Genomic DNA, 22,369 nt, shown 5'->3' with positions numbered 1-22,369 from the left:
CGGGTCTGGCGATTAACGGGCGGCATGAACCATGAGTAGCTGTCGCAGCCAGCCGTGAGCCTGATCGCCGTCCCGGCGCCGATGCCAGATCAACGAGAAGCCAAAGGGCTCAATGCACAGCGGCGGCTCGAAGATGCATAACCGTGGGTCGCGGGCGACGGCGTCCAGGCTGCGCCGGGCGACGGTCAGAATCAGATCGGTGCCGGCAATCAAATCGCTTGCCACGCCCCAATGCGGCAGTTGCACGGCAATCTGCCGCTGATGACCGGCGCGAGCCAGTGCCTGATCGACCTCGTTATCGGCTGTTGATCGCATCGCCAGCATCACGTGAGGTCGAGCCAGCCAGTCAGACAGGCTCAACGCACCGCATGCTGGCATTGTCGAAGCGTCGGCCAGGCAGGCAAAATGCTCGCGAAACAGTGTGTGGCGATGTACCTCAGTGGGCGTGTGATCAGCGAAGACGCCAAGCGCCATGTCGACCTGGCCCTCCATCACATCAGCCAGCATTGCCTCACGGCTGGACTGACTGATCCGTAGCTCGACGCCGGGGGCAGCAGCGCGTAACTCCGGCACCAGCCCAGGCAACACCACCCGCGCACCGTAATCCGACATCGCCAGGCGAAACACCCGCTGGGTACTGGACGGATCGAACTGCGGCGTATCGAGCAACGTGCCGAGCTGGCCCAATGCCTCGGTCAGCGGCTGAAACAGCTCCGCAGCACGGGAGGTCAGTTCCAGCTTGCCACCGCGCCGGACCAGCAACGGGTCATCGAACAACTGGCGCAAGTGAGCCAGAGCATGACTGACCGCAGGCTGGCTCTTGTGCAAGCGTACGGCGGCGCGAGAAATATGCTTCTCAATCAACAGCGCGTGCAGGGTCACCAGCAGGTTCAGGTCAATACGTCGCAGATTATTCACCACAAGAATGAACCCTATCCTGAATTCGAATTTCCATTCATCTTACTAATTAATCAAGATTCTGCTCCGACACAAGCTGGATTAACCAGGAGACGAGCATGAATGGTTCGCTGTCATTGACCGCAGCACTGCTGGCCACCACTGCGTTGGCCGCAGGTGCGCTAGTCCCCTTTCAGGCTGGCAGCAATGCCGCACTGGGCCGCGCACTGGGCCATCCACTGTGGGCGACGGTCGGGTCTTTATTGATCAGCCTGTTGGTCATCGTGCCAGCGCTGCTCGCCGCGCGGCCACCCTTGCCCGCCTTGAGCCAGGCCGCGGCGCTACCACTTTGGGCATGGTTGGGCGGTGTGGCCGGGGTCGCCTACATCACCTGCGCCCTGCTGCTGACACCTCGCCTGGGGGCAACCGGCTTCATTGCCTGCGTGATCGCCGGGCAGATGCTCAGCTCGCTGCTGATCGACCATTTCGGCCTGATGGGCTTAGCCGTCAAGGAGGCGAACGTCGGGCGCCTGGCCGGTATCGCCATGATGTTCGTCGGTGTGCTGCTGGTGCAGTGGTTCACGGTGTCGGCCCCGCCCGCCGGTTAACGCGGAGCCTTGCTCGCTCAAGACTGGGTCGTGCCGGATTCGTCGTCATCCTCCACCAGGCCCCACTGAGTCATGCTCGGGCTGGCGACCCCCACCGGCGCCGCTGGCGCTGCGGTCGGCGCGGCAGTCACGCCGCCCTCACCATGCAACTTGAGACGCAAGCGCACATTGTTCTTCGAGTCAGCATGCTTGATGGCTTCTTCTTCGCTGATCGCACCCTCCACCACCAGATTGAACAATGCCGAATCGAAGGTCTGCATGCCCAGGTTGCCGGACTTCTCCATGATGCTTTTCAGCTCGGTCAGCTCGTTGCGCTGAATCAGATCGCGGATGGTCGGTGAGCCCATCATCACCTCGACCGCCGCGCGCCGCTTACCGTCCGGGGTGCGCACCAGACGCTGGGAAACGAACGCTTTGAGGTTATTGCCCAAGTCATGCAGCAGTTGCGCACGGCGCTCTTCAGGGAAAAAGTTGATGATCCGGTCCAGCGCCTGGTTGGCGTTGTTGGCGTGCAAGGTCGAAATGGCCAGATGCCCGGTGTCAGCAAACGCCAGCGCATGCTCCATGGTTTCCCGGTCGCGGATCTCGCCGATCAGGATCACATCCGGTGCCTGGCGCAGGGTGTTCTTCAGCGCGTTATGAAAGCTGCGGGTATCGACCCCGACCTCACGCTGGTTGATGATCGACTTCTTGTGCCGGTGAATGAATTCCACCGGGTCTTCGATGGTGATGATATGCCCGCTGGCATTGCGGTTGCGATAGTCGATCAGTGCCGCCAAAGACGTCGATTTGCCTGAACCGGTGGCACCGACAAATAGCACCAGCCCATGCTTTTCCATCACCACATCAAGCAGCACTGGCGGCAGGTGCAGGTCTTCGAATTTCGGGATATCCAGCTTGATATTGCGCGCCACGATCGACACTTCGTTGCGCTGCTTGAAGATATTGATCCGAAACCGCCCGACCCCGGCCAGGGACACGGCCAAGTTCATTTCCAACTCACGCTCGAAGGCGGTTTTCTGCTCGTCATCCATGATCGCATCAGCGACCTTGGCCACTTCACCGGGCTTGAGCGTTTCAGTACCCAATGGCCGCAACACACCGTTGAACTTGGCGCAGGGTGGCGCGCCAGTAGACAGATAAAGGTCCGAACCGTCCTGAGTGGCCAGGGTCTTGAGTAATGCCTGAAAATCCATAATCGACACCGCAGGGGTAAAAAAGTAAGGCCGCTACACTGCTGAGCGTAGTAGACAGGCATAATGACAGCCTTTTGCGACAGGTAGCAGCGCCTCATGAAAGCCCAAGCCCGCCACATCCTGGTCAAGACCGCCGAAGAAGCCGAGCGCTTGAAGCTGCAGTTGGCCAAGGGCGAAGCCTTCGATGTATTGGCCCGCAAACACTCGATCTGCCCCTCTGGCAAACGCGGCGGCGATTTGGGCGAAGTGCGACCCGGCCAGATGGTCGGCGCCATTGACCAGATCATCTTCAAGAAGCCACTGCGCACCGTACACGGGCCGGTGAAAAGCAAGTTCGGCTATCACTTGGTGCAGGTGTTCTACCGCGACTGACTCAAGATTCAGAGGCAGGTGGCGATTGCCGCAGCCCGCAACGCAATCTGGTCGCCGCCCTTGTGTGCGTAGAAACGCACCTCACTGCCACCACCCTGGCGCAGGACATCGGCAAAGTAACGGGTCTGGGTGGTAAATACCGTAAAGTTGCCGTCACCCTGGCGGTCCAGAAACACATCCGCCGAATCGCCGAACAGCTTGACGTCTTGCCAGGCAGCCTGGATGCACTGGGCCACCTCGGCGCTGGTTTTCTCGCTGGCCAGCGTTTTCAACGGCCCCTCGGAGCGCGCCGAATTCGACGGCGCGGCGCATCCGGCCAGCAGCACGGTCGCCATTATCAGAGTCGCGTATTTCATGACGAGCCCTTATCCCTGAAAAACGCCGAGTCTAACACTGCCAGCCGGTTTCAATCCTCGGCCAATTGCTCTTCAAACTCTTTCACGTATTTACCCGCCAACGCTTCTTTCTGTTTGTCGTCCAACAGTTTGCCGGCCATCTGGAAGAATTTCTGTTCTTCCTCCTTAAGATGGTGATGCACCTTGTGGCTGAGCTTTTTCGCCGAGACCAACCAGCTCGGGCTGGACATGTCGGTGGCGTCCAGCTCTTCCATCAACTCATCCATTTCGTGATGTTCGGCAATCGCATGACGGCTCAGGTCTACGCCATTGTCATGCTGCATCAGCGGCACGTAGAAATGCCGCTCTTCTGCGGTTTCATGCGCTTGCAATTCATCCTTGAGCAGCCGATAAGCTTCGGCCCGCTCCTCACTGGCACCTTGGGTCTGAATCATGGCATCGGCATAACGGCGTTGACGATCGTGGCTTTCGCGCAGCGCTTCGAAGATGTTCAAGGGCAATACTCCTGACCAATGAAAAAGGTAGTCAGTGGCTAGACCGCTGCGGCGTGCGCTCAGTTCAAAGCGAAGCTGCAAGCGGTCACGTCGATGGCTGCATGACGACGAGCGTTTTCGTAGCGCTCGCTCTTGAGTTATAAAGCGAGGCTGTTGAGGACGCCCTCACCCATGACGGGACAGCATTTCGGGACGGCCCGATTCTTTGAACAGGAGAACCGGGCATGGCCTGGATATACCTCGTATTGGCGGGCATTCTGGAAATTGTCTGGGCCTTTACGATGAAACAGTCAGAAGGTTTCAGCAAACTCACCCCTACCCTCATCACCGCAGCGGCCATGATCGCCAGTATCGTGTTGCTATCGATCTCGATGCGCAGCCTGCCGCTGGGCACCGCGTACACCATCTGGACCGGCATCGGCGCGGTAGGCGCGTTCGTGGTTGGCATCACCGTGCTGGGCGAGCCGATGACCTTCCTGCGGATACTGGCGGCGGTACTGATTGTCAGCGGTCTGGTGCTGATGAAATTGTCGTCCAGCTGAATGAACGCAGGCAGGAACAAGGGATGTGATTGAACGGCCAGCGATTTTCTTGCAACTCGGGGCAAAAAAACCGGTCGTGACCGCTGGGCAACTGGCTGCTGATAAAAACTGAATAAGGCGTTTTTGTCTGCGGTCACACTCCTTGTGCAATGAAGCATCTGACAAGGAGACAGCAATGACTATCGAAGCAGATACCCTCGTGCAACTGACCCTGGCTCTGCAGCAGCAAGGTCTGAAACGAATCGCGGATATCACCTTTATTCGCGCGCCTTATCGACATCATCAGCGTTGGATCTGCAGCGTCGAATGAGGACTTGACGGGCAGCGGATCTAAAACCGGTTGCCCGTCTTTATTTCTCAATCAACCCTTATTACGGTTTTTCGCATTGCCCTGGCGTGCCTTGAAACGCGGATTGGACTTGCAGATCACATAGATTCGCCCGCGGCGTTTGACGATCTGGCAGTCGCGGTGACGGGCTTTGGCTTCCTTGAACGATGACAACACTTTCATAAGATATACCCTCGGCTTTAAATGCAACAACATAACATCACAAACGGGAATCATTATCAACCAAAGGACGACACGATCTCCTGCTTTTACGTCACCGCGCTTTACTTTGCCTGTCCGTTATTCCAAGCTGTGAGCCTTTATTTACGGGGCCTGGCAGCAAAAATCCGACGCCAGAAACGTGTCACGCACAGACGCGACTTCGTGATCTCGCACCACACTTAGCCAGGAATGGACACAAACGGATTTGACGACTTTTGCAGTCGTGAAGATTGGATCGCACCCACAACCAAGGCGCCGAGCAATGCTGGAATCTCTGGATACCATCAAGAGTGATCTTGAACAGACCGCCAGGCATCTGGAGAGTCTTTCCATTGCCATGAGCGGGCACCTGATCTTCCTTAATCAGCGTGGCGGACACGTCGACGGGCTGGATGTGCAAGGACACATCGCAGCCATTGAATCATCGGCCCAGGCACTGCGCAGTGCGGCGTTGCGGATTGATGAAAGCCAGCGGGCCGAGCCCTCTGCGGTTTATCCGCATCCCGAGGTACTGGCTTGATTGGTTAGCAAGGTAGCTCGATGGTCGAGGATTACTCATCGTCCTCGACTTCGTCGGCGAACGGGTCGTGATCGTATTCTTCGTCACCCTCTTGCTCCTCCTCAAATGAATCCGTGGCGAACTCGTGATCGAGCAGGTGATCGTGTTCAGGCTCGTGCTTGTAATCGTCATTGGCGGGCATGGCGGGCTTGCTCAGTTGGTACTCGGGCGGTTTGTATAGCCTTGTGGGGGGTGGTGGGTCAACGTTGTGGCGTTAAGCTGGTAGCGTTCCTCATACACTTGGCCCAAAAGACATGTAACAAATAGAAATATTGCGTCAGTGAAAGTTACAAGTCCTGATGAGGGGCATCGTCTCCATCTGGATACACTCACCCATGACTTAGCAGACCCGACAAACCCGAACCTTTATCCGGGGGCATGCAGACTGATGTGGCAAAGGAGGTCCTGCCATGACCGATACCCTGTTGCCGTTCGATATGGCGGCACTGCTCGACAGTGATGAAGCAATCACCGAGTACCTGACCCAGGTGTTGGCCGATGGCGACACCGATGAACTCATCAGAGCCGTTTCCCATGTGGCCAAAGCCCGAGGCATGGCGCAAATTGCCAAAGACTCCGGGCTTGGCAGGGCCAGTCTTTACAAGGCCCTCGCTCCTGGAGCCAAACCACGCTTTGACACCATCATGAAGGTGATGCGCGCCCTCGGTATCGAACTTCATGTCAGGCCCATGACACATCCTTGAATCAGGTTGTGCACAGCTTCGATTTTGCGACCGGCCCCAAGCAAAACAATGGGTAGCGCTGTGCAAAATGTCATCGAGAGGTGGTTACCCTGAGCGCCCTTACGTGTTCTCGCCCAGTAAGGGCGGGATGTGGATTCAGGAACCAAGTGTTACAATCCGCCACCTCAAACCTGTGCTCCAAGCTCTTGGCATCCGCGAACGTCGCCAATACGACACGCGCCATACCTACGCGACCATGTGCCTGATGTCTGGGATGAATCCTGCATTCATTGCCAGCCAATTGGGCCATAGCGTCGAAATGCTGCTTTCCACTTACGCAAAATGGATCAGCTCAACCTCTGATGGAGGGAGCTGGATAAGCTGGCGGTTCGAGTGTGATTGGCCCAAATTTGGCCCAAGACCGGCAGTGACACAGAAATACTCGCTTGAAACCCTTACAGGACCAGCACTTGATCTCTACAGCAAACATCACCATGCGCTACCTCGCCGGTAATCTAGAGTAGCTAAGCGTTGATTTTGCTGGGGTAAATCACTATGTGACCCTGGTCAAAACCTGTCAAAACGCGCCTGTTGGTCCGTGGATTGGTCCGGCAGGCCGCGAATCTTCTTATGTCCACTAGGCATACCTGTATGCAGAAACACCGTCGAACAGATTGCCTTGGCAGCGCAACAACGCTCTTGTGGAGATACTCACCACGAAGACAAAATCTCACCTCAAAATGTAGTTATCGCCGATAATAATTAATCGCCCACCTACATTTTTCACAGCGCACACCTGCTGAGATAGCTCAATAAATCTATGGACCTCATGACATGCCTTATATAGATCAGTATCAGACTTTACTACATCCTCACCAAGCTCACCAAAAAGTTCACGAGCCTCGTCTAGATCAATAACAAAATTATGATCTTTATAATGATTAGTAAAGTGCTCAGCTAATGCAGACATTTGCTTCAAGTCCACCTCCGTTGAGGTAACCTTAGACTTTAAAAGCCTTAATGCGTATTGAGTCGCAGACTCTGTGATTCGCTCATAGTGTCCTAACGCTCTGACATCAAGACTACTACCAATCAGGTATTGTGATAACATGTTTGCCGCCCCGGGATATTCATGAGCAAGCTTTGTAATTCGCTCCAGAGCTCCAGAGAAAGCTAGTGCAGGAAAATCATTAATTTGAGGATCAATTGGACCAAGCTCGCTCATTGCCCCCATATGAATTTCATCCGCACCAAGAGAAAGCAAAGTAGCAGCTGACTTTGCTTCTGCTGGCACACCCACTACAAACCTACCATCCTTGTATCTATTACACATCTTACTAATCAAATAAGCCGACTCAACCTCACCCCCCGGACTTTTTAAAATCAAGAATATATCTTTCTTTTTATCACGACCAGAAAGGCGTTGGTATATAGCACCAGCATGAAGCCTATTGATCTGATTATGATCATATAAAAATACCACATCATAATTAGCCAGAACCGGGTGTTCACCGAGAATTTTCAAAACCTCCCGCTTTAGTGCATCCCCAAGCCCCTTGCCCTTCTCACGCTCAACAAAGTCCGCAACGTATTGAGCGTCACGATTAGGTTTTTGCGCAATTACCTCCTCAGTACTCGCAGCGGAGGCCGGCTCATCTCCATACGGCTCACTACTACTTCCAGCGTTCTTACGAGGTTTGGTGTTGGCATCCACAACGACCGCTTTCAACAGATTCAAAAGGCCAGACTGCCCCAGATTAGGTTTGGTATTTTTACGTAATTCGTCTATCTGAGTAGCTATCTCTGCAAGCTGTTTAGCTAGCGGCGGCTCCTCTCGCTTTTTTTCGGCCGAAAACGATCTTGATTCATCGTCCGGAGCAGCATCTAGACTGCGTTCGCTGATCTCAGTCACGTTAGAGGACTCAACGCCATCAGGGACGTCAGAAGCGGGAACAGAATGACCGTCCGTCGCACTGTCTTGTGGAGGGCCAGAGAGTGCATGGGGCTTTACCACCTCGCTTTGGCTGGGTTCGAGACTGCTATCAGCCGCTTCATCACTTCGTGCCACATCCACCTCATCCAAAGGAATTTGCTTTTGCACCAGATTTACACCAAAATCGCACCATAGTAGCACCAGAAATGCACCATGCTTTGATATTTTTTGACGCAGTGCAAGGAGAGTACAAATGTCCAGAATGAGTGTAAACCTCTCTCCAGAAATGGAGAGGCTTATCGAAGAAACCGCCCTTAAAGATAACATTTCAAAAGGGGATGTAATACGGCGTGCGTTCGCCCTATTAAAAGTGTCTGAAACAGAAAAAAAACACGGCCGTTTTTTGGCAGTTGCCAAAGAAGACAACGACCCAAACAGCAGTTCCCACATAGAAGTCATCGGCAAAATAATAGGGATATAAAATGAACCAAGAGGAGCTTCAGGAATTCAAGGTCAACCTTGACGGAATAGTCGGAGAACCGAGTTTTAACATGCCCCAAGCAAAGCTAGAGCTTGCACGAGCAGTACTTGGCGGTTTGTTTTTTTTGATCATTCTGATTTTTGCCTGTAGCTTTATCCCTGACTGTTTTGTCACCGAACGCGCCAAGAAGCTTTCAGAAAACATTTATCAGAGCCTAGTTCCAATAGTATCAATGATACTCGGATATTACTTTGCCAAGGATTAAACTATGACGACATATGTTTTATCCTTTGAACTCAACGAGGATTACAATCAAGACGACTTGTTTGAGGAGCTTGCAGCGCTAGGTGAGGCAAAGCAAGGCTTAGCATCGACTTGGTTTTTAAAATCAGAACAAACAGCTACAGAAATTAGAGATTCCTTATCAGTACATCTTGCACCTGATGAAAGACTTTTAGTCGTAAAGTCGAGCGCACCCGCAGCATGGCGAAATTTAACATGCGACAACCGATGGCTAATAGATAACATATCTAACAAAAACTAGAAACAGGCGCGCAGGCGCCTGTTTTTTTGAAATTTAAAAAATTCCTGGCATCCAGTTCATAATCACCAGCTCTGAGCTTATCTCGGGCTGGGTGGTGCGCTGGTTGCCAGTGATATAACGGGCTTTCAATGTCTGATGGTGAACCCCTCGAAAATTTCTCGAACATCCGGATGATCATTGACACTCACCATCACCCGCCCCTTGCAACGCCGCATAAAATCAGCCATCGCCTCATACTGCCCAAACCCAAACCCTACCCCATACCCTGCGGTCTTCCAGTACGGAGGGTCCATGTAGTGAAACGTATGCGGCCGGTCATAACGCTCGGCACACTCCAGCCACGGCAGGTTCTCTAAGTAGGTGCCTGACAACCGCTGCCAGGCAGCCGACAGGTTTTCCTCGATCCGCAGCAGGTTGATCGCCGGGGTGGTGGTCGCGGTGCCGAAGGTCTGGCCGCTGACCTTGCCGCCAAACGCATGCTGCTGCAGGTAGAAAAACCGCGCAGCGCGCTGGATGTCGGTCAAGGTCTCGGGGCGGGTCATTTTCTGCCACTCGAAGATCTGACGGGACGAGAGCGCCCACTTGAACTGGCGGATAAATTCCTCAAGGTGGTTCTGTACCACCCGGTAGAGGTTCACCAGTTCCCCGTTCAGGTCGTTGAGAACCTCGACCTTGGCGGGTTCAGGGCGTTTGAAGAACAGTGCGGCGCCGCCCGCGAAGACTTCGACGTAGCAGTCGTGCTTCGGGAAAAGGGGCAGCAGGTGTTTGGCCAGGCGGCGTTTGCCGCCCATCCATGGAACGATGGGGTTGGTCATGTGCAAGTCTTTACTGTATGGATAAACAGGTGATAGGCTCGCCGCGCTTTGTGCACGGAGCAGGAGCCTTGGCGGGACTTGCAGGAATGGTCTGCGGGTTCGGCGACCGGTATGGATGTTGACGCATCCAGGCTGGTCGCTCCTTTTGCTTGAACGGGTGGTGAAAAAGAGACAAGCCTTCTGATCGAGCGCAGCGCTTGATCGACACCGACAGGCATCGCCTCTCCCAAAAAAGTTAATATCAGCTATTGCGGAATAGGCCCAATGGGCCTAAAATACAACGCATGGGAAGCGCACATCGCCCGGCCCGACAGCCCCAAAGGGAAGCACACATGAGCAACGCAATGACCACCGCCGAACTGGAAAAGATCCACTCCGAGATCGCCAAGCTGATGGCCGAGACCAGCAAATTGAACGCTGAGACCATCAAGCTGCGGGCCGAGTCATCCAAGATGAGCCGCGAAGTATTCTGGTACCCCATCGCGATTGCATCCGGCCTGGTCGGCGCGGTGGCAGCAGCGACCCTGGCCTTGACCAAATACCTGGCCTGATCAACAAGCCCCGCGCAAGCGGGGCTTCTCATAGGCGGCACATGAACAAGATCACCCGCTACTCTCCCCCCTCCACAGACGACCTTGAACGGCTCAAGCGCGAGCTGGGCATGACCGGCAATCAGATGGCCGACCTGGCCGGGCTGGCCGACGGGCGTCAATGGCGCAAGTACACCGGGGGCGCTGCGCCACGGGAATTGAGCGCTCAGATGTTGTTTATGATTGCAGCACGGCTGACCCTTTCTGATGAGATGCTTGAAAGCGTCTACGCCAAGATGCGCGACGTGGGCGCGGGTATAGAGATAGGCCAGGCGGACGACTGATGCATCCAAGGCCGCCATGCGGATTGAACGAGTACTCCACCTGGACGTGGTAGTTTGGATGTAAGTACCTGCCAAGCGACTACCGGTTTTTTTCTCTGACGTACACCAGTTCGATTGGGCGCTGGCAACCAAGCCCAGTAATGATCCTGAAGAGAAGATTCAGCCTCGCCACAGCCCAGACAAAGCCTAGCGTACACACCGCCTATTAGATCGCGTGCTCTTTTCTAATATCAGACGCTCGCCCAAGCCGCGATATCGACTCAACTCTTCCAGCTTGCCGCCGCGCCTCCGCAATTTTGAGCTGTAACTCCTCAGGGTTAGTGGCCCGTCGTCTACCACCAGCGCCCCAGGTCTCACTTTGCTTTACATTCGGCAACTGACTAACTGCATTCTTGTTGATGGCCCGACGCTTCTCAGAAAGCATTTGTTTAGAGGATTTTACATAACGGCGATGATGTTTAAGCAACTCCTGGGCGGGAGCGTCCAGAAAGTACATTTCATCAGCTGTACGGGCTACTACGGTCTCAGGAATAGCAGGCAGCGGAGCTGAGTCATTCAAGTTGGCAATAAGCCGCCGAGGCTTGAAAGGTTTGGCTGCGATAGGCGCTAGACCTGTTATACGCGGGGAGATAGCAGCGTGGCGCGGCTGGCGTTTGATTAGGGCCAGAAATTTTTCGACAGCCTTATGTAGCATGTAGGAGTGGCCGTCGAGATCGATCCGATTCAGCGGGTCTCCTGCGCAATAAGCATAAGCGTTGATACCACCACCCCCGAAGGGACTCATGCTATCTGGACTATGAAAGCGCATGAGTATCGGGTTATAGGCTCGGTATCCGTTACCTAGCATATAGTATCCAGTTACCGGTTCAGGACACTCACCGACAAACGCTGGTAGCATGCTCAGAGCCTGTACATGGTAGCCATAAGGCGTATAACGCAGGTGCTCTGTGCGTAAAGGGTTGATTGCTTGAAAAACCGAATTTTGCTCATTTGTAGCGAACAGCAACTGCTCCACTTGCTGCTCGCGCTTAATGACCACTCCTAGCAAACCAAGCTCAGTTTGTAAAAGAGTCGCTGCTAGGTCTTGCTGAACAAAGCTCGCCACTTTGCTTTCTCGGTAAAAGCGATGGCCTGTAAGCGCGGACGTATCAAGACTACTCACCCTGTCGAGGGGATCATAACGATAAATACACAGTGATTGCCCTTGAGCAGCAGCCAGTCTGTCCATGGCGAAACCTCCAATGGATGCCTACTGACGCCATGATAGCTCCGTATACATGCAAGCACCGCTGAGCAAAAATGCTAGGTCTAGCTACATACATACCTCCCTAACGTACTCTTGCAGCGCCTTCAAGGCTGCTTGATCGGCAATAATCCCGGCTCTGATATCAAAAACAGCTCGTCCAGCAACTTGAGCGAGTTCGACGGTGCCTGCATCGCCCACGCCGGCGGTGCCGGTGGCATCGGGCACGTGCCCGGTACCGGCAGGACATGTCCCGGCGATGCGCAGCCGGCGAGTGCCGTCAGCCACAGCGCGGCGCAGAGCTTCATTTTCGGCATTGGCCTGTTCCTTTTCCTGAGTGTATTTACGGTCGAGGTCAGTCAGCGCCTGTTGCATGCGCTGTTGCACCTGGAACGCCTTACGGGCTTGGGCGGCACTGGCATTGGCGATGGTGGTCAGGTCGGCCTGAAAGGCAGCGGCCTGGCTGGCCAGCTGTGCCCGGTAAGCGTTGGCCTGCCACGCCCAGGCAACGGCGAAGCCGCTGCCCAAGCCGACCAGCAACGCCGCGACCCAGGGTCGGCCACCGATGGACGCGCCGATCATGCCAGCGCCCGCCACATGCCTTCGTCAAACACTTCATTCGGGTACCGATAGTTGGCGCACTCATGGGCGATGATCGAGCCGACCATGGTGCGCAGCACACGCGGTTGGCGCACGTCGATGATGTCGTTATCCCTGACACCCAGTTTCCCGGCCACGGCCCTGATGTAGGCCTCGGTATCGTTCTCGTTACCGGGCGCCCAGCGGGTGATGGTTTCGCGCACGGTGTCGATGTTTGGCCCGCCGATGCCGGGCAGGCCATCTTTACCGCGATAGTTGAGCAGCAGTTTGCCAAGGGCACGAATGCCATTCTCGGCGCTGTCGAAGCGGGCGAAGCGCGGGCGGAACACGCCCAGCTCCAGACCAAGCTGGCCGATCCACGGGTTGCGCGGGTTGTAATCGATGTTGCCCGGATTGCAGTTACGGACGCCGCGAGGGACTGTCATGTTCATTTCTTGCGCTCAATAAAAAGCCCGCTCGGGGCGGGCTTCAAATTCTTCGGGTAGGGTTGGCCAGTCAGGGTCTGGCAGCGTCAGGTCGATTCGATTGACCTCGACGACGTAGCGTTTCCAGAGCAATAGTTGGGCCGCTTCGTCGTCAGTTTCCATCTCCAGATCGACCGCGTACTGCAGCGGCGTGATAGATATCTGCGCCTCGCTCATCAAGCGCCTGCGAGTCACGCCGTTGCGAAACAGGATTTCTTCCGGGGTGATGACGGGCGGCGCAATGGTCGGTTCCATGTCGGTCAACGCCCCATTGAAGTACCACTGCAAGGTGTTCTGCCGCAGCCAGTCACTTTCCGGAATCACCGCCACAGCCATGCCCCAGCCTGGAGCGCCATAGTTCATTTTGTCCGTGTCTTGCCACTCCAGCACACGGAAGGTTTGCAAGGAATACAACACGCGCTTTGCCATGAATCACCACCTGATCATTACGAAACCGGGCGCGCCATTACCGCCCTTTCCACCGGCACCGACGTTGATGTAGGAAGACCCTCCACCGCCACCGCCCGTACCAAATCCCGCAGCAGACATGCCCTCTAGCCCTTCGTTCAGCTGGGCCTGGGGAATACCACTGCGTTGTCCAAGGCCACCACCGCCAAATGGACCGGATGCACCTGCACCGCTGAGACCAGTATGACTGGCTCGCTCAATCGACGAAGTACCATCGGTACCGCTGCCGCCGTTAGGAAAACCGGCTCCGCCTTTACCCCCTGAGTAGGCGCCGTTTGGAGCGCTGATGCCGCGTCCGCCGCCCTTGCCGCCTCGTAGCGTGAGAACCGAGCCGATGACGGTATCTCCACCATCGATACCATTGCCGGGTTCAGTGACCATAGGCACGCCCCGCTCACCGCCCAGACCACGGGTGCCGATCAAGATATCCAGTACTTGACCAGGCACCACGTCATGAGGCTCGGCAATCACAAACTCACCCGCGCCGCCGCCACCGGGACTGGGCGCGGCCGCACCCTGGATATGGTTGCCGGAGCCACCGGCGCCACCACCACCGCCAGCACAGCCGGAAATCCAGATGGTGGTCACGTCGGCCGGGATAATCAGGCGGCCCGACTCGGTAAAACGGGCGCAGTTATGGCTGATGCTCAAATCGGTCCAGGTACCATCCGTGCCGGGCTCGGAGCGGTTGTCACTGATGCGTGAGCGCCAGACCTTTTGCTGGTGGCGCACCAACGCATTAAGCTCATAGCGCACCGCCTCACCGCCGTTCTGCGCGGCATCCACCCAATCAAATACCCCTTGGCGCTGGATCGTGCCCAGCGCCTCGGTGATGTCATGGAAAACACCATTCATGCCTTCGCGTGGCACCGGCTTGTAGCTGGGGTCATTGCGGGCGCGCTCGTAGTCAAAGCCGAAGCCTTGGTTGTAACTGAAGCTGCCATCCGCCTGAACGGCGTCCGGTATGGGGCTCTTATCGCCCTGGTAAGCCCAGGGAAATCGGAAAAACTTGGGCATGGATCAGGCTCCAAAGCTGCCTTGAGAAAAGTTGAGGTGCTGGGTACCGAAGCCGAAGGCTTCACGCGGCTGAACCCGAAAGCGCACGCCTACCGCTGAGGGGCGCGGAAACAGGTCATAAAACTCAGTGATGAAGCTGAGCTGGCTGTCAGGCTGGAACGAGAAGAAATAGGTCACGTAGGTCATGTCTAGAGAATCGACCACCCACACGCTACCCAGCTCGCCGAACAACTGGCGCAGGAAGGTGTTGATCTCCGGGACCGTGCCCCGGCTGGTCAGTTGGAAGTAACGCAGGCGGATCACCAAGCGCTTTTGCTCGGTGGTGAGCGCCACCTGCCCGGCCTGGCCTCGGGCAAAGTTGCCGTTACCAAAGTTCTCGTGCTGTTCGCCGAAGCCAAAGGCTTCTTTGTCGCGGCTGCTGGGCACGTCCACGCCCAGCGAGATGTCCAGAATCCTGGCCCAGATGCCCAGACCAAAGTCGTTGGCGGTGCGCGGGTCGAACACGTCACGAATCCAGTCCGACCAGAACTCGCAGTGGTTCTGCTGGTACCACTGCTGCTTGAGGCTGATCAGCCGCTTGAGCCGCTCGGCATTGTCGTGCTGCCAGAGCAGCGCCTGCATGGCGTCGAGACTGCATTCAACGGCCTGTATACGTCGGTCGCTCATGTCGGCAGTACCTGAATGGCGCCGACTGAGGTCTGGGCCTTCTGCTGAATGCTGATCGGCAACACGTCGCTCTGCCAGTCATGGCCATCGGTGGATATTTCCACGCGCTTGATAAAGATCCGCGGCTCAACCTGATTGACGGCGCTGGCCAGCTCGAATGGCGACACAGGGTTACCGACCACAAACCCGGCATCGCCCTCCAGCCTGCCGTTGACGTAGGCCATGATCGATTCGGGGATGATCTGCTGACCGTCGAGGTTGTTGTAGCGGGCGGTCACCCGGATGAACACCGGTACCACCTGCGGCCGGTCAAACTGCACCTGGTAAGGTTGGCTGCTGGCCTGATCGATGACCGTCACCGCCACGCTGCCATTCCAGCCGGCGCCCAGGGTTTTGGTGTCGAGCAGCGCTCCGGCAATCACAGCATCGTCACCGCCGTCCACGCACACGTAGATGCTATGCGGCTTGAGCACCACGCCGTCGATGTTCAGCGGCAGGTCGGTGTAATTCTCGCGGAACACCAGCGAGCGCACGCCTTCAGTGTCGTACAGCCGAGAGATGATCGCCTCGGGCAAGGCCACCGACTGCAAACCCAGGGTCTGTCGACGCCGCCGTCGAGCGGCAATGTCGGATTCCTCAAGCCGCCCCGGCACCGCATCAGCGGGGTTGCTGATGGTTTCCCAACCCAGCACACCGGTGACAATGGCATTCAGTTGCCCGGCGCTGACCGTAATAGGCCCGTAGTCGATGGCACGAAAGGTCGCCAGAGCACGACCATCGGTGCCCAGCGTTACGCTGGTCAGCAGTTCGAACAGCGCGCCAGTGCCCTCCACCGCTGCCCGAGCACCGGCCAAAATGTCGGTACCGGCCTGCCCGCCGAGTACCACCCCGCTGATCAGCGAGCGGGTGGCCTGGCGCCGGCCACCGCCCATCAACGACCAGATGCCGTCCAGGAACACGCCACCCGCAAGGTCCGGATTGATCTGGTTGGCCAGGTCGGCGTTGTTGCGGGCTACGCTGTCGCGGGCTTCGATCTCGGCGGTAATCATCACGCCTTGCGGCGTCTCCGGGCTGACATCCAGGTCATGACCGAAAGCGGCTTTCCATTGCGAGATGACTTCCTCGCGGATGTCGGCCGTGTCCGGAACAATCACGCCGTTGGACGTGATGAATTGGAAGCTAGCCATTGATGGTTACCTCACCCCACTGGGTGTTGACCATGGCGTCGTAGGCAATCACGTCGCCCTGCAACCGGGCGGTGAACGACACCACTGCCAGCGCGCCAGGCACCTGCATCAGGCGCACACGGCCGGCAGCCTCAAACTGCGCGACGCTGGGGGTGCCGCCCCACAGCACGGCCGTAAAGGGAATGCCTTGATCGGCGTTATGGATCATCTCGCCCAGGCGGGCCTGCATGTACTGGCGTGCCGATTGAGCGAAAGCATCGATTTCGCGGGCGGTCGCCAGGCGGCCGTCACGGCCCAGCACCAAGTCGTTAAGCGAGTCGCTGAGGAAGGTTTTCATAGCGGCACCCCAGTGGGCACGACGGGGCCTGGCGGCGCGCTGACCGGGCCGAGGTGGGTATGGGTGTCGCCTACGTTCTTGCCGTTGTGCGTGAGGCTGCCGCTGGTGATTGCCACTGAGCCGGCGCTGATCGCAAGGTCGCCCGCGTTGATACTCAGGCTGCCATCAACGGCGATTTCACCGGCCGGGCTCTTGAGCACGAATTTGTCAGCGTGCAGCGCCAGGCACACCGCGCCATCCAGGCTCTGCACCACCAGCGCATCGGCATTCGCGCCGTCGATCACCCACTGCTTGAAAGTGTCCGGGAAGAACATCGCATCGCTGAACGAGTGCCGACGCTTGGTGTGCGGCCACTCTTCCCCGCCACCAGACTGCATGATCAGGCTGATATCCCGGTCATTGGCCTTGAGCCAGCCCAGATCACCGGCCTTGAGCGGGAAGCGGATAAAGAACCCGCCACCCCCGAAGCGGAACACCGGAATGTTCGCGATCCTCGCCCGGGAGAGCTTGCTGCCGTCGGTACCGCCGATCATCACGACCGGCTGTATCACGGCGCGGTTGCTGGTGTCGTCATAGCTGACCACACGTGCGGGCAGCATGTCGTCGACACCCATCAGCCAGTTATTCAAGGCATGCTTGAGCGCGCCGGCCAGATTGCCGTCATTGGCCTGGTCGGCGTTGGATTTCTGCAAAGTCATAGTCGAGTGGCCAGAGCGGTATAGAAAAACGGGTCAGCGTGGCTTTGCACGTCGAACGCCAGTTGATTGATCACGTAGTCGCCGTTGAGCGCGACATTGAAGCGCGATTGAATGCGCAGGCCGCCGCCAATGGCGGTCTCCGGGTCAATCAGGAACGTGGCCTTGACGCCCTTTTCCGTGGGTTTGGGAATGCCCACCATGCCGGAGTTCTTGTTGAGCACGCGCATGCGTCCGGACAGCGATGCACCGGCGTCCTTGACCACCAGCTTGTCATCGTCGATGTACGCCGAGACGCCACCGGCCTCTTGCAGCTTTTCCACCTGCTGCAAGGCGGAGCCTGTGTGGCTGTAGTTGCCAATGTTGCGATCCTGGGCCTGAAACTCCAGCGCCAGGCCAAGATCGTTGGCCACCCCCTGCGCCAGTGCTGACAGCGGGGTCAGCGGCGCGCCGGAGCGGGCCAGCAACTGGCCGCCGGCCGCCGCCTGGGTCTTGGCTTTGAGGGTCAGATCAATATCGGGCGGCGAGCCAGGTTCGGCGCTTTCGATGTCGCCCAGAAACAGTCGGAACAGACCGGTGGAGACTCGCCCCACCTCAACGATCAGCCGCTTGGGCGTACGGTTGTCATTGAACGGGCTGGCTTCGGTCAGCAGGTAGTCACGAGTAGTCTGGCTCAGGCCGGTAATAGTCACCGCGCAGTCGTTCATCAGCGGGTTGGCGTACTTGGTACCGCTGACCTTGACCCGCAGGCCTTCGTAATACCTGATTCGGCCATCGATTTCGATGCCAATCCGGATGCGTCTGAGGTCAAGCATCAAGCTCACCTGCCGCGGCATACACCAGCAGTTGATCAACCCCGAAACGCTCCCACCAAGGCGACTGGTCGGCCTCGGTAAGCAGCCAGAAGTTGCCGTGATCTTGCAGGTGTCGATAGGGAATCAATGGCGTACCCGCAACCAGACGCTGGCCCAACAAAAGCGGCGCGTCGTTGAGATAGATATCAGCCATCATCATGCCTATGCCAACCCGTACGCGCAGTGTCCAGCGGTTCTGCAGGAGCGTGACCGTGAACTCCTGATTGGGTACACGGCTTAAGGGGATGGTGCGCATCAGTCGAACACTCCATGCAGGAGGCTGGCTCGTTTCTTGGCAGCGTCCGGTGTTTCCGAGGTTTGTTGGTGGCCCTTCTTGGTGGTGCTGGCCTGGGCCGGATTAACCACCTTGCGCGGCGGCAGCGCGCCGAACTCAGGGGTCACCACGCTGACCTCCTGCAACCGGACGGCTACCGGAATCGAGGCGCCCTGTTCGGGCGTTTCCTCGTGCGGCAGCTCCACGATCATCATGTCGGGATAGCTGCGCACCTTGGTCTGCACAATCAGGGCTTTGCCGTCCAGCCAAGCCTGGCGCAGGGTTTCGAAGACGTTACGCACGTCGTCAACCAGCAGCAGCGGCAGGTCGATTTCCACCGGCTCGATGTAGCGATGATCCGACCGGGGCGAACCGTCTTCGACCGCGAACCGGGTCAGCTTCGCCACCTCTCGCACTGTCACCCGCATGGGGTTGAGGGTTTCGAATAGCGGCTGGTAACTGGCCGCATCGAGTATCGAGACCAGATCCTGGGCCGACTCCTGAACGGACAAATCAGTCTGTGCCATTAACGGTCCACTCCCGATGAATGTTCGGATTCCAGTTGCTTGATTTGCCCGGTGAGTTCACCGCCCACCTCCGCCGCGACGCCTTTGGCATCCGTGGCTTGGGTATTGATGGTGATATCGCCCACCTGCACGTTGGTTTCCCGGCGGCTGCTCGCGCTGTTGCTGATGGCGTTGCTGGTGGTGGCGTTCAATGGGGAGGCATTGGCGGCAGTCATGGCCTGGCGCCCTGCCTCGACCCCCGCCGTGGCCGACTGCGCGTCGGTCAGCGCGGCGCCTTCGCCGTTCTCGCCCTCAGCTGCAGGTGCGTCCGAACCGATACCGAAGAAACTGGCCACCGTGCGGATGCCTTGGCTGATCTGCCGAACACCGGCCAAGATGAAATCAATCACTTGCTGGAAGCCGGTGATCATGGTGTTCCAGATTGCACTGACCACTACACCCATGGCTTTGAACGCGTCGATGGTGCCGAACACCACGGACTTGATCATCGGGTACTTGTCGAAGATCTGCCCGATCAACGAATCGTTGCCTTCGATGAAGTACATGATGTCTTCGTAGGCCAGCGCGAACAGCGCGGCCATCGCCACTACTGCCGCGCCAATGGCGATGATCGGCCAGGTCGCCGCCAACGTTGTGGCAGCCGCTTTGAGCATCGGCGGGGTGTAATACAGCGTCACGGCCGTGCCAATCGCCGCGAAAAACCCGACAATGAAATCGCTGTGCTCGCCAGCCCAATCCACAAGGGTGGTCAGCCACTCCACGCCTTTGGAGATGGCCGGAATCAGGGTCACCATGAATCCGGTACCGGCCGTATCCAACGCACCGCGCAGTCGGTTCATGCCTTCGGTCAGCTTGCGCGCCTGTTCGGCGGTTTCCTGAGTGACGACGCCCTGTTCCTTCTGCGCGGCCATCATGCGCTCCAGTTCCTTACGGCCCTTGAGCAGCATCTCCAACGTTTTGTTATCGGATACACCCGATTCTTTGAGCTTGAACACCGCCTGGGCTTTGTCCATGCCCTCCACGGCTGCGGCCAGATCCAGCATCCCGGTTACCGCGCCCTTGGAGTTGCCCTCGGCATCCTTGAGGCCAACTCCAAGCGCTGAGAACGCCTTGGCGGCCGATGACTCGGTGTCGCTCAGGGCCTCGCCGATCTTCTCGGCCATGTCCGTCAGGGCGTCACGCGCAGTCTCGGCATCGCCACCCGCCGCAGCAGTGGCACGGCCAAAGGCGTCGACCTCTTCAATGGCCTCACCCAATGCCTCGGCGGTCTGCTCCAGGGCGGTGATATCGGCGGCCTTCTGAATGGTGCCGCTGACCAGTGCCTTGGCCCCCAGCGCGGCCGTAATTGCGCCCAGCGCGCCCTTGGCGTAGTCCTTGAGGGTGTCACCGACCCGCCCGGCCATCGCATCGGTATCGCGCAGGCTGTCCAGCAAGCCATCAACCGCGTTTTCCGAGCGCCGCGCACCGTCCTCGACGCTGCCGGTGTCGGCCTGGAACAGGATGGTGAAGGTGTCGAGTAATGACATTTATCGCCCCTGCTTCTTGCTGTGCTCGATGGCCAGCCATTCGTTGTAGCGGTTGACCTGCACCACCTCCCACAGCTCGAAAGCCTCTTCCAGGTCTATGGTTGTTTTGAGTTCGGTGCGGGTCGCAAATCCCGCGCTGACGATGGCGGCAAAGAATCCATCAGCGTTTGGATAATCAATGGCAGGTGCTTCTTGACGAGCCCTTCCAAGAAACCGGAGGGGCCGCCGTTGCCGAAAAAACTGGTGTTGTGCTCCAGCATGGCGAACTCCAGGCGCAGCAAGGCTTCGCCATCCGGCACATGGTTATCGATCAGCGCTTTGGTGGTCAGGCGCAACAGGCCGCTTTCCATCGGCACCGCGACATAGGACATCAGCAGGCGCATTGCCTCGACGCTGGCGTTGTATTCGCCCAGCCTGGGGATGTTGCTGACCGGGTACTTGGCGAGGATCTCGCGGCTGTCCAGCGCCGGCAGCCGGGAAATGACAAAGGTGTGCAGGTTGCCATCGATATCCTTGATGGCGACCTCTTTGGGTTTGATCAAATCAGCCATAGAGCCTCCTTATTCAGCTGTCGGCCGGGTGGAACTGAGGTCCTGGAAGGCAAAGGCATAAGCCTTGGATTTCTTGCGGCCGGCACTGGCGACCGAGTTGCCAGGGTTGCCGCTGAGGATCTTGCCGTTGGAAACCGTCAGGGTGGAGCCGTCCGGGTAGCTGGCAACGATCTTGACCACATCACCGGCCACCTTCTTGCCCTTCGCCGCCCGATTAGCCTCGAACAGGATCTGCAGGTTGTTATCCGCTTCGCTGCCAGGAATCACGTTGAGGGTCGGCAAGATCGGCTGCGGCGAACTGAACACCACCAGGTCGCCATTGACATTCATGGCAGCGGTTGCCGCCACTACGGTGGGCAGGTCGAAAGGGTCGGCATCGTCGGCAAACTCGGTGACCGGAAAGCCATTGGGAAAGGTCTTGTGAGCAATGATGGTGAGCGACAGACCCGTCGCGGAAATGTCGTACATTTCATGACCTCAAAAAAAGCCCGGCAATGCCGGGCTGGTTGAATACAGAGTTAAATAAGGACAGACAGGACTAGGTCGTCAGTACGGCACCGACGAATACCAGCACAAGTCCCGCAGTAAAATAAAAGAAGCCGTGAATGTTCAGTCCTGATGCACGATTGATAAGCCGCTTGATAATAGGTAAAAACAGCAGCCCACCCCACATGACCAGACTTCCGCCCCACAGGTGCTTACTGCTTAAACCCAAACCTGCCAGAGAGAAAAATACTCCTGCTGCCCAACTGATGATCGAGCGGACTGTGGATACAACTTCCGCCAGACGTTTTCTATGCCAGGCGGCATCAAAGAGAATTTCACTCTCCGCTGGTTGCGTTCGAGAGTTCATCATCGTGGTAGTGGACAGCCCTGTACCGGGCACTCCCGCTGTGACCCGAGTTCCCCGTCGACTGATGTTAGCTGTTAATCCTCGACCACCAACGGACAAACTGGCGCCCTTCTTTCCCAGATTGAGCTTTACTCCGGGAATAATCTTGATCGACTTTCTGAATCGCAATGCCATTAAGTTCCTCCTTAAACGAGAAACGGAAG

General features: G+C 57.3%; 33 protein-coding genes and 2 pseudogenes. 11 read left to right on the top strand and 24 right to left on the bottom strand.

The genetic code is table 11. From position 1 onward, the window contains the following. Positions 1 to 12: 12 nt before the first annotated feature. Complete coding sequence (locus NJC38_RS02430; protein ID WP_253111100.1) at positions 13 to 918, bottom strand: LysR family transcriptional regulator; 906 nt, start codon at positions 916 to 918, stop codon at positions 13 to 15. Between the two features lie 98 nt (positions 919 to 1,016). Between NJC38_RS02430 and NJC38_RS02425 the strand changes: the two genes are divergently transcribed. After that, positions 1,017 to 1,505 carry a DMT family transporter gene (locus NJC38_RS02425; RefSeq protein WP_253111097.1) on the top strand — a complete coding sequence of 163 codons (489 nt, stop codon included), beginning with the start codon at positions 1,017 to 1,019 and terminating at the stop codon, positions 1,503 to 1,505. A gap of 17 nt (positions 1,506 to 1,522) precedes the next feature. Here the strand turns inward: NJC38_RS02425 and NJC38_RS02420 are convergent, their stop codons facing one another. Next, entirely contained in the window at positions 1,523 to 2,701 is a 1,179-nt protein-coding gene (locus NJC38_RS02420; RefSeq protein ID WP_253111094.1) for a PilT/PilU family type 4a pilus ATPase, read from the bottom strand. Positions 2,702 to 2,797: 96 nt separating this feature from the next. On the opposite strand from NJC38_RS02420, the gene NJC38_RS02415 reads away from it, so the two are divergent. Next, positions 2,798 to 3,073, top strand: coding sequence for a peptidylprolyl isomerase (locus NJC38_RS02415; RefSeq protein ID WP_045490510.1), 276 nt, complete (start codon positions 2,798 to 2,800; stop codon positions 3,071 to 3,073). A gap of 8 nt (positions 3,074 to 3,081) precedes the next feature. On the opposite strand, the gene NJC38_RS02410 is transcribed toward NJC38_RS02415, so the two are convergent. Next, a complete protein-coding gene (locus NJC38_RS02410) occupies positions 3,082 to 3,429 on the bottom strand; it encodes a hypothetical protein (protein WP_045490508.1) in 348 nt (115 codons plus the stop codon). A gap of 50 nt (positions 3,430 to 3,479) precedes the next feature. Then, positions 3,480 to 3,923: a hemerythrin domain-containing protein gene (locus tag NJC38_RS02405; RefSeq protein WP_253111092.1), complete on the bottom strand. Its 444-nt coding sequence runs from the start codon at positions 3,921 to 3,923 to the stop codon at positions 3,480 to 3,482. Between the two features lie 224 nt (positions 3,924 to 4,147). On the opposite strand from NJC38_RS02405, the gene NJC38_RS02400 reads away from it, so the two are divergent. Then, entirely contained in the window at positions 4,148 to 4,465 is a 318-nt protein-coding gene (locus NJC38_RS02400) for an SMR family transporter (RefSeq protein ID WP_045490504.1), read from the top strand. A 175-nt stretch (positions 4,466 to 4,640) separates the two neighbouring features. Then, the gene (locus NJC38_RS29005; protein WP_257105868.1) at positions 4,641 to 4,775 is read left to right on the top strand and encodes a hypothetical protein; all 135 of its coding nucleotides are present in this window, start codon (positions 4,641 to 4,643) and stop codon (positions 4,773 to 4,775) included. 51 nt (positions 4,776 to 4,826) lie between these two features. Here the strand turns inward: NJC38_RS29005 and ykgO are convergent, their stop codons facing one another. Next, positions 4,827 to 4,976, bottom strand: coding sequence for a type B 50S ribosomal protein L36 (gene ykgO, locus NJC38_RS02395; RefSeq protein WP_253111089.1), 150 nt, complete (start codon positions 4,974 to 4,976; stop codon positions 4,827 to 4,829). A 301-nt stretch (positions 4,977 to 5,277) separates the two neighbouring features. Between ykgO and NJC38_RS02390 the strand changes: the two genes are divergently transcribed. Further along, positions 5,278 to 5,535, top strand: coding sequence for a hypothetical protein (locus NJC38_RS02390; protein ID WP_253111086.1), 258 nt, complete (start codon positions 5,278 to 5,280; stop codon positions 5,533 to 5,535). A gap of 31 nt (positions 5,536 to 5,566) precedes the next feature. On the opposite strand, the gene NJC38_RS02385 is transcribed toward NJC38_RS02390, so the two are convergent. Beyond that, the gene (locus tag NJC38_RS02385; RefSeq protein WP_253111083.1) at positions 5,567 to 5,716 is read right to left on the bottom strand and encodes a hypothetical protein; all 150 of its coding nucleotides are present in this window, start codon (positions 5,714 to 5,716) and stop codon (positions 5,567 to 5,569) included. A 268-nt stretch (positions 5,717 to 5,984) separates the two neighbouring features. Between NJC38_RS02385 and NJC38_RS02380 the strand changes: the two genes are divergently transcribed. Both NJC38_RS02380 and NJC38_RS29135 read left to right on the top strand, forming a co-directional pair. Then, positions 5,985 to 6,278 carry an addiction module antidote protein gene (locus tag NJC38_RS02380; RefSeq protein WP_045490500.1) on the top strand — a complete coding sequence of 98 codons (294 nt, stop codon included), beginning with the start codon at positions 5,985 to 5,987 and terminating at the stop codon, positions 6,276 to 6,278. A gap of 67 nt (positions 6,279 to 6,345) precedes the next feature. Then, a pseudogene (locus tag NJC38_RS29135) lies at positions 6,346 to 6,656 on the top strand (integrase). A gap of 331 nt (positions 6,657 to 6,987) precedes the next feature. Here NJC38_RS29135 and NJC38_RS02375 read toward each other — a convergent pair. Next, entirely contained in the window at positions 6,988 to 8,640 is a 1,653-nt protein-coding gene (locus NJC38_RS02375; RefSeq protein ID WP_253111080.1) for an ATP-dependent Clp protease proteolytic subunit, read from the bottom strand. 32 nt (positions 8,641 to 8,672) lie between these two features. On the opposite strand from NJC38_RS02375, the gene NJC38_RS02370 reads away from it, so the two are divergent. Together NJC38_RS02370 and NJC38_RS02365 are read left to right on the top strand one after the other, a co-directional pair. Then, positions 8,673 to 8,936 (top strand): hypothetical protein, encoded by a 264-nt coding sequence (locus tag NJC38_RS02370; RefSeq protein ID WP_253111077.1) that lies wholly within the window; start codon positions 8,673 to 8,675, stop codon positions 8,934 to 8,936. A 3-nt stretch (positions 8,937 to 8,939) separates the two neighbouring features. Continuing rightward, complete coding sequence (locus tag NJC38_RS02365) at positions 8,940 to 9,215, top strand: hypothetical protein (protein WP_253111076.1); 276 nt, start codon at positions 8,940 to 8,942, stop codon at positions 9,213 to 9,215. A gap of 33 nt (positions 9,216 to 9,248) precedes the next feature. On the opposite strand, the pseudogene NJC38_RS02360 reads toward NJC38_RS02365, so the two are convergent. Then, a pseudogene (locus NJC38_RS02360) lies at positions 9,249 to 10,030 on the bottom strand (DNA adenine methylase). Positions 10,031 to 10,374: 344 nt separating this feature from the next. Between NJC38_RS02360 and NJC38_RS02355 the strand changes: the two are divergent. Both NJC38_RS02355 and NJC38_RS02350 read left to right on the top strand, forming a co-directional pair. After that, complete coding sequence (locus NJC38_RS02355) at positions 10,375 to 10,581, top strand: hypothetical protein (protein WP_253111370.1); 207 nt, start codon at positions 10,375 to 10,377, stop codon at positions 10,579 to 10,581. A gap of 41 nt (positions 10,582 to 10,622) precedes the next feature. Continuing rightward, complete coding sequence (locus tag NJC38_RS02350; protein ID WP_253111068.1) at positions 10,623 to 10,904, top strand: XRE family transcriptional regulator; 282 nt, start codon at positions 10,623 to 10,625, stop codon at positions 10,902 to 10,904. 205 nt (positions 10,905 to 11,109) lie between these two features. Here NJC38_RS02350 and NJC38_RS02345 read toward each other — a convergent pair whose 3' ends face one another. The 16 genes from NJC38_RS02345 to NJC38_RS02270 form a co-directional block, all read right to left on the bottom strand. After that, a complete protein-coding gene (locus tag NJC38_RS02345; RefSeq protein WP_253111066.1) occupies positions 11,110 to 12,132 on the bottom strand; it encodes an RHS repeat-associated core domain-containing protein in 1,023 nt (340 codons plus the stop codon). Positions 12,133 to 12,216: 84 nt separating this feature from the next. Next, on the bottom strand, positions 12,217 to 12,729 hold the full coding sequence (locus NJC38_RS02340) for a lysis protein (protein WP_253111064.1): 513 nt from the start codon (positions 12,727 to 12,729) through the stop codon (positions 12,217 to 12,219). Continuing rightward, positions 12,726 to 13,172, bottom strand: a complete 447-nt coding sequence (locus NJC38_RS02335; protein ID WP_253111062.1) for a structural protein P5 — start codon at positions 13,170 to 13,172, stop codon at positions 12,726 to 12,728. Before NJC38_RS02335 ends, NJC38_RS02340 begins: the two co-directional genes overlap by 4 nt. Before the next feature lie 15 nt (positions 13,173 to 13,187). Further along, positions 13,188 to 13,640 carry a tail fiber assembly protein gene (locus NJC38_RS02330; RefSeq protein WP_253111060.1) on the bottom strand — a complete coding sequence of 151 codons (453 nt, stop codon included), beginning with the start codon at positions 13,638 to 13,640 and terminating at the stop codon, positions 13,188 to 13,190. Positions 13,641 to 13,643: 3 nt separating this feature from the next. Beyond that, positions 13,644 to 14,696 (bottom strand): hypothetical protein, encoded by a 1,053-nt coding sequence (locus NJC38_RS02325; RefSeq protein ID WP_253111058.1) that lies wholly within the window; start codon positions 14,694 to 14,696, stop codon positions 13,644 to 13,646. A 3-nt stretch (positions 14,697 to 14,699) separates the two neighbouring features. Further along, positions 14,700 to 15,362, bottom strand: coding sequence for a DUF2612 domain-containing protein (locus tag NJC38_RS02320; RefSeq protein ID WP_253111043.1), 663 nt, complete (start codon positions 15,360 to 15,362; stop codon positions 14,700 to 14,702). Beyond that, positions 15,359 to 16,549 carry a hypothetical protein gene (locus NJC38_RS02315; protein WP_253111040.1) on the bottom strand — a complete coding sequence of 397 codons (1,191 nt, stop codon included), beginning with the start codon at positions 16,547 to 16,549 and terminating at the stop codon, positions 15,359 to 15,361. Before NJC38_RS02315 ends, NJC38_RS02320 begins: the two co-directional genes overlap by 4 nt. After that, positions 16,542 to 16,886, bottom strand: a complete 345-nt coding sequence (locus NJC38_RS02310; protein WP_253111037.1) for a hypothetical protein — start codon at positions 16,884 to 16,886, stop codon at positions 16,542 to 16,544. Before NJC38_RS02310 ends, NJC38_RS02315 begins: the two co-directional genes overlap by 8 nt. Beyond that, entirely contained in the window at positions 16,883 to 17,584 is a 702-nt protein-coding gene (locus NJC38_RS02305) for a Gp138 family membrane-puncturing spike protein (RefSeq protein ID WP_253111006.1), read from the bottom strand. Before NJC38_RS02305 ends, NJC38_RS02310 begins: the two co-directional genes overlap by 4 nt. Then, positions 17,581 to 18,396, bottom strand: coding sequence for a hypothetical protein (locus NJC38_RS02300; protein ID WP_253111003.1), 816 nt, complete (start codon positions 18,394 to 18,396; stop codon positions 17,581 to 17,583). Before NJC38_RS02300 ends, NJC38_RS02305 begins: the two co-directional genes overlap by 4 nt. Continuing rightward, complete coding sequence (locus tag NJC38_RS02295) at positions 18,389 to 18,691, bottom strand: hypothetical protein (RefSeq protein WP_253111000.1); 303 nt, start codon at positions 18,689 to 18,691, stop codon at positions 18,389 to 18,391. Before NJC38_RS02295 ends, NJC38_RS02300 begins: the two co-directional genes overlap by 8 nt. Continuing rightward, positions 18,691 to 19,236, bottom strand: a complete 546-nt coding sequence (locus NJC38_RS02290; protein WP_253110988.1) for a phage baseplate protein — start codon at positions 19,234 to 19,236, stop codon at positions 18,691 to 18,693. Before NJC38_RS02290 ends, NJC38_RS02295 begins: the two co-directional genes overlap by 1 nt. After that, positions 19,236 to 20,762 carry a phage tail tape measure protein gene (locus tag NJC38_RS02285; protein WP_253110986.1) on the bottom strand — a complete coding sequence of 509 codons (1,527 nt, stop codon included), beginning with the start codon at positions 20,760 to 20,762 and terminating at the stop codon, positions 19,236 to 19,238. The genes NJC38_RS02290 and NJC38_RS02285 overlap by 1 nt, the downstream gene beginning before the upstream one ends. 95 nt (positions 20,763 to 20,857) lie before the next feature. Next, positions 20,858 to 21,313, bottom strand: a complete 456-nt coding sequence (locus NJC38_RS02280) for a hypothetical protein (RefSeq protein WP_253110984.1) — start codon at positions 21,311 to 21,313, stop codon at positions 20,858 to 20,860. A gap of 9 nt (positions 21,314 to 21,322) precedes the next feature. After that, the gene (locus NJC38_RS02275) at positions 21,323 to 21,781 is read right to left on the bottom strand and encodes a hypothetical protein (protein ID WP_253110982.1); all 459 of its coding nucleotides are present in this window, start codon (positions 21,779 to 21,781) and stop codon (positions 21,323 to 21,325) included. 70 nt (positions 21,782 to 21,851) lie between these two features. Further along, positions 21,852 to 22,340, bottom strand: a complete 489-nt coding sequence (locus NJC38_RS02270; RefSeq protein WP_253110980.1) for a DUF4236 domain-containing protein — start codon at positions 22,338 to 22,340, stop codon at positions 21,852 to 21,854. Positions 22,341 to 22,369: the final 29 nt, after the last annotated feature.

It is taken from the genome of Pseudomonas sp. 21LCFQ010, from assembly GCF_024129905.1.
Classification (GTDB): Bacteria; Pseudomonadota; Gammaproteobacteria; order Pseudomonadales; family Pseudomonadaceae; genus Aquipseudomonas.
This window is presented reverse-complemented; position numbering and strand designations above follow the sequence as displayed.

What these genes read in the sequence shown, in the direction of transcription:
- NJC38_RS02350 (WP_253111068.1), top strand. Translation starts at nt 10,623, where the DNA reads ATGAACAAGATCACCCGCTACTCTCCCCCCTCCACAGACGACCTTGAA.
- NJC38_RS02410 (WP_045490508.1), bottom strand. Translation starts at nt 3,429, where the DNA reads ATGAAATACGCGACTCTGATAATGGCGACCGTGCTGCTGGCCGGATGC.
- NJC38_RS29005 (WP_257105868.1), top strand. Translation starts at nt 4,641, where the DNA reads ATGACTATCGAAGCAGATACCCTCGTGCAACTGACCCTGGCTCTGCAG.
- NJC38_RS02375 (WP_253111080.1), bottom strand. Translation starts at nt 8,640, where the DNA reads ATGTGGGAACTGCTGTTTGGGTCGTTGTCTTCTTTGGCAACTGCCAAA.
- NJC38_RS02425 (WP_253111097.1), top strand. Translation starts at nt 1,017, where the DNA reads ATGAATGGTTCGCTGTCATTGACCGCAGCACTGCTGGCCACCACTGCG.
- NJC38_RS02310 (WP_253111037.1), bottom strand. Translation starts at nt 16,886, where the DNA reads ATGAAAACCTTCCTCAGCGACTCGCTTAACGACTTGGTGCTGGGCCGT.
- NJC38_RS02295 (WP_253111000.1), bottom strand. Translation starts at nt 18,691, where the DNA reads ATGCGCACCATCCCCTTAAGCCGTGTACCCAATCAGGAGTTCACGGTC.
- NJC38_RS02270 (WP_253110980.1), bottom strand. Translation starts at nt 22,340, where the DNA reads ATGGCATTGCGATTCAGAAAGTCGATCAAGATTATTCCCGGAGTAAAG.
- NJC38_RS02380 (WP_045490500.1), top strand. Translation starts at nt 5,985, where the DNA reads ATGACCGATACCCTGTTGCCGTTCGATATGGCGGCACTGCTCGACAGT.
- NJC38_RS02285 (WP_253110986.1), bottom strand. Translation starts at nt 20,762, where the DNA reads ATGTCATTACTCGACACCTTCACCATCCTGTTCCAGGCCGACACCGGC.
- NJC38_RS02370 (WP_253111077.1), top strand. Translation starts at nt 8,673, where the DNA reads ATGAACCAAGAGGAGCTTCAGGAATTCAAGGTCAACCTTGACGGAATA.
- NJC38_RS02385 (WP_253111083.1), bottom strand. Translation starts at nt 5,716, where the DNA reads ATGCCCGCCAATGACGATTACAAGCACGAGCCTGAACACGATCACCTG.
- NJC38_RS02335 (WP_253111062.1), bottom strand. Translation starts at nt 13,172, where the DNA reads ATGACAGTCCCTCGCGGCGTCCGTAACTGCAATCCGGGCAACATCGAT.
- NJC38_RS02305 (WP_253111006.1), bottom strand. Translation starts at nt 17,584, where the DNA reads ATGACTTTGCAGAAATCCAACGCCGACCAGGCCAATGACGGCAATCTG.
- NJC38_RS02315 (WP_253111040.1), bottom strand. Translation starts at nt 16,549, where the DNA reads ATGGCTAGCTTCCAATTCATCACGTCCAACGGCGTGATTGTTCCGGAC.
- NJC38_RS02355 (WP_253111370.1), top strand. Translation starts at nt 10,375, where the DNA reads ATGACCACCGCCGAACTGGAAAAGATCCACTCCGAGATCGCCAAGCTG.
- NJC38_RS02340 (WP_253111064.1), bottom strand. Translation starts at nt 12,729, where the DNA reads ATGATCGGCGCGTCCATCGGTGGCCGACCCTGGGTCGCGGCGTTGCTG.
- NJC38_RS02365 (WP_253111076.1), top strand. Translation starts at nt 8,940, where the DNA reads ATGACGACATATGTTTTATCCTTTGAACTCAACGAGGATTACAATCAA.
- NJC38_RS02415 (WP_045490510.1), top strand. Translation starts at nt 2,798, where the DNA reads ATGAAAGCCCAAGCCCGCCACATCCTGGTCAAGACCGCCGAAGAAGCC.
- NJC38_RS02330 (WP_253111060.1), bottom strand. Translation starts at nt 13,640, where the DNA reads ATGGCAAAGCGCGTGTTGTATTCCTTGCAAACCTTCCGTGTGCTGGAG.
- NJC38_RS02345 (WP_253111066.1), bottom strand. Translation starts at nt 12,132, where the DNA reads ATGGACAGACTGGCTGCTGCTCAAGGGCAATCACTGTGTATTTATCGT.
- NJC38_RS02320 (WP_253111043.1), bottom strand. Translation starts at nt 15,362, where the DNA reads ATGAGCGACCGACGTATACAGGCCGTTGAATGCAGTCTCGACGCCATG.
- NJC38_RS02275 (WP_253110982.1), bottom strand. Translation starts at nt 21,781, where the DNA reads ATGTACGACATTTCCGCGACGGGTCTGTCGCTCACCATCATTGCTCAC.
- NJC38_RS02400 (WP_045490504.1), top strand. Translation starts at nt 4,148, where the DNA reads ATGGCCTGGATATACCTCGTATTGGCGGGCATTCTGGAAATTGTCTGG.
- NJC38_RS02300 (WP_253111003.1), bottom strand. Translation starts at nt 18,396, where the DNA reads ATGCTTGACCTCAGACGCATCCGGATTGGCATCGAAATCGATGGCCGA.
- ykgO (WP_253111089.1), bottom strand. Translation starts at nt 4,976, where the DNA reads ATGAAAGTGTTGTCATCGTTCAAGGAAGCCAAAGCCCGTCACCGCGAC.
- NJC38_RS02280 (WP_253110984.1), bottom strand. Translation starts at nt 21,313, where the DNA reads ATGGCTGATTTGATCAAACCCAAAGAGGTCGCCATCAAGGATATCGAT.
- NJC38_RS02290 (WP_253110988.1), bottom strand. Translation starts at nt 19,236, where the DNA reads ATGGCACAGACTGATTTGTCCGTTCAGGAGTCGGCCCAGGATCTGGTC.
- NJC38_RS02390 (WP_253111086.1), top strand. Translation starts at nt 5,278, where the DNA reads ATGCTGGAATCTCTGGATACCATCAAGAGTGATCTTGAACAGACCGCC.
- NJC38_RS02420 (WP_253111094.1), bottom strand. Translation starts at nt 2,701, where the DNA reads ATGGATTTTCAGGCATTACTCAAGACCCTGGCCACTCAGGACGGTTCG.
- NJC38_RS02325 (WP_253111058.1), bottom strand. Translation starts at nt 14,696, where the DNA reads ATGCCCAAGTTTTTCCGATTTCCCTGGGCTTACCAGGGCGATAAGAGC.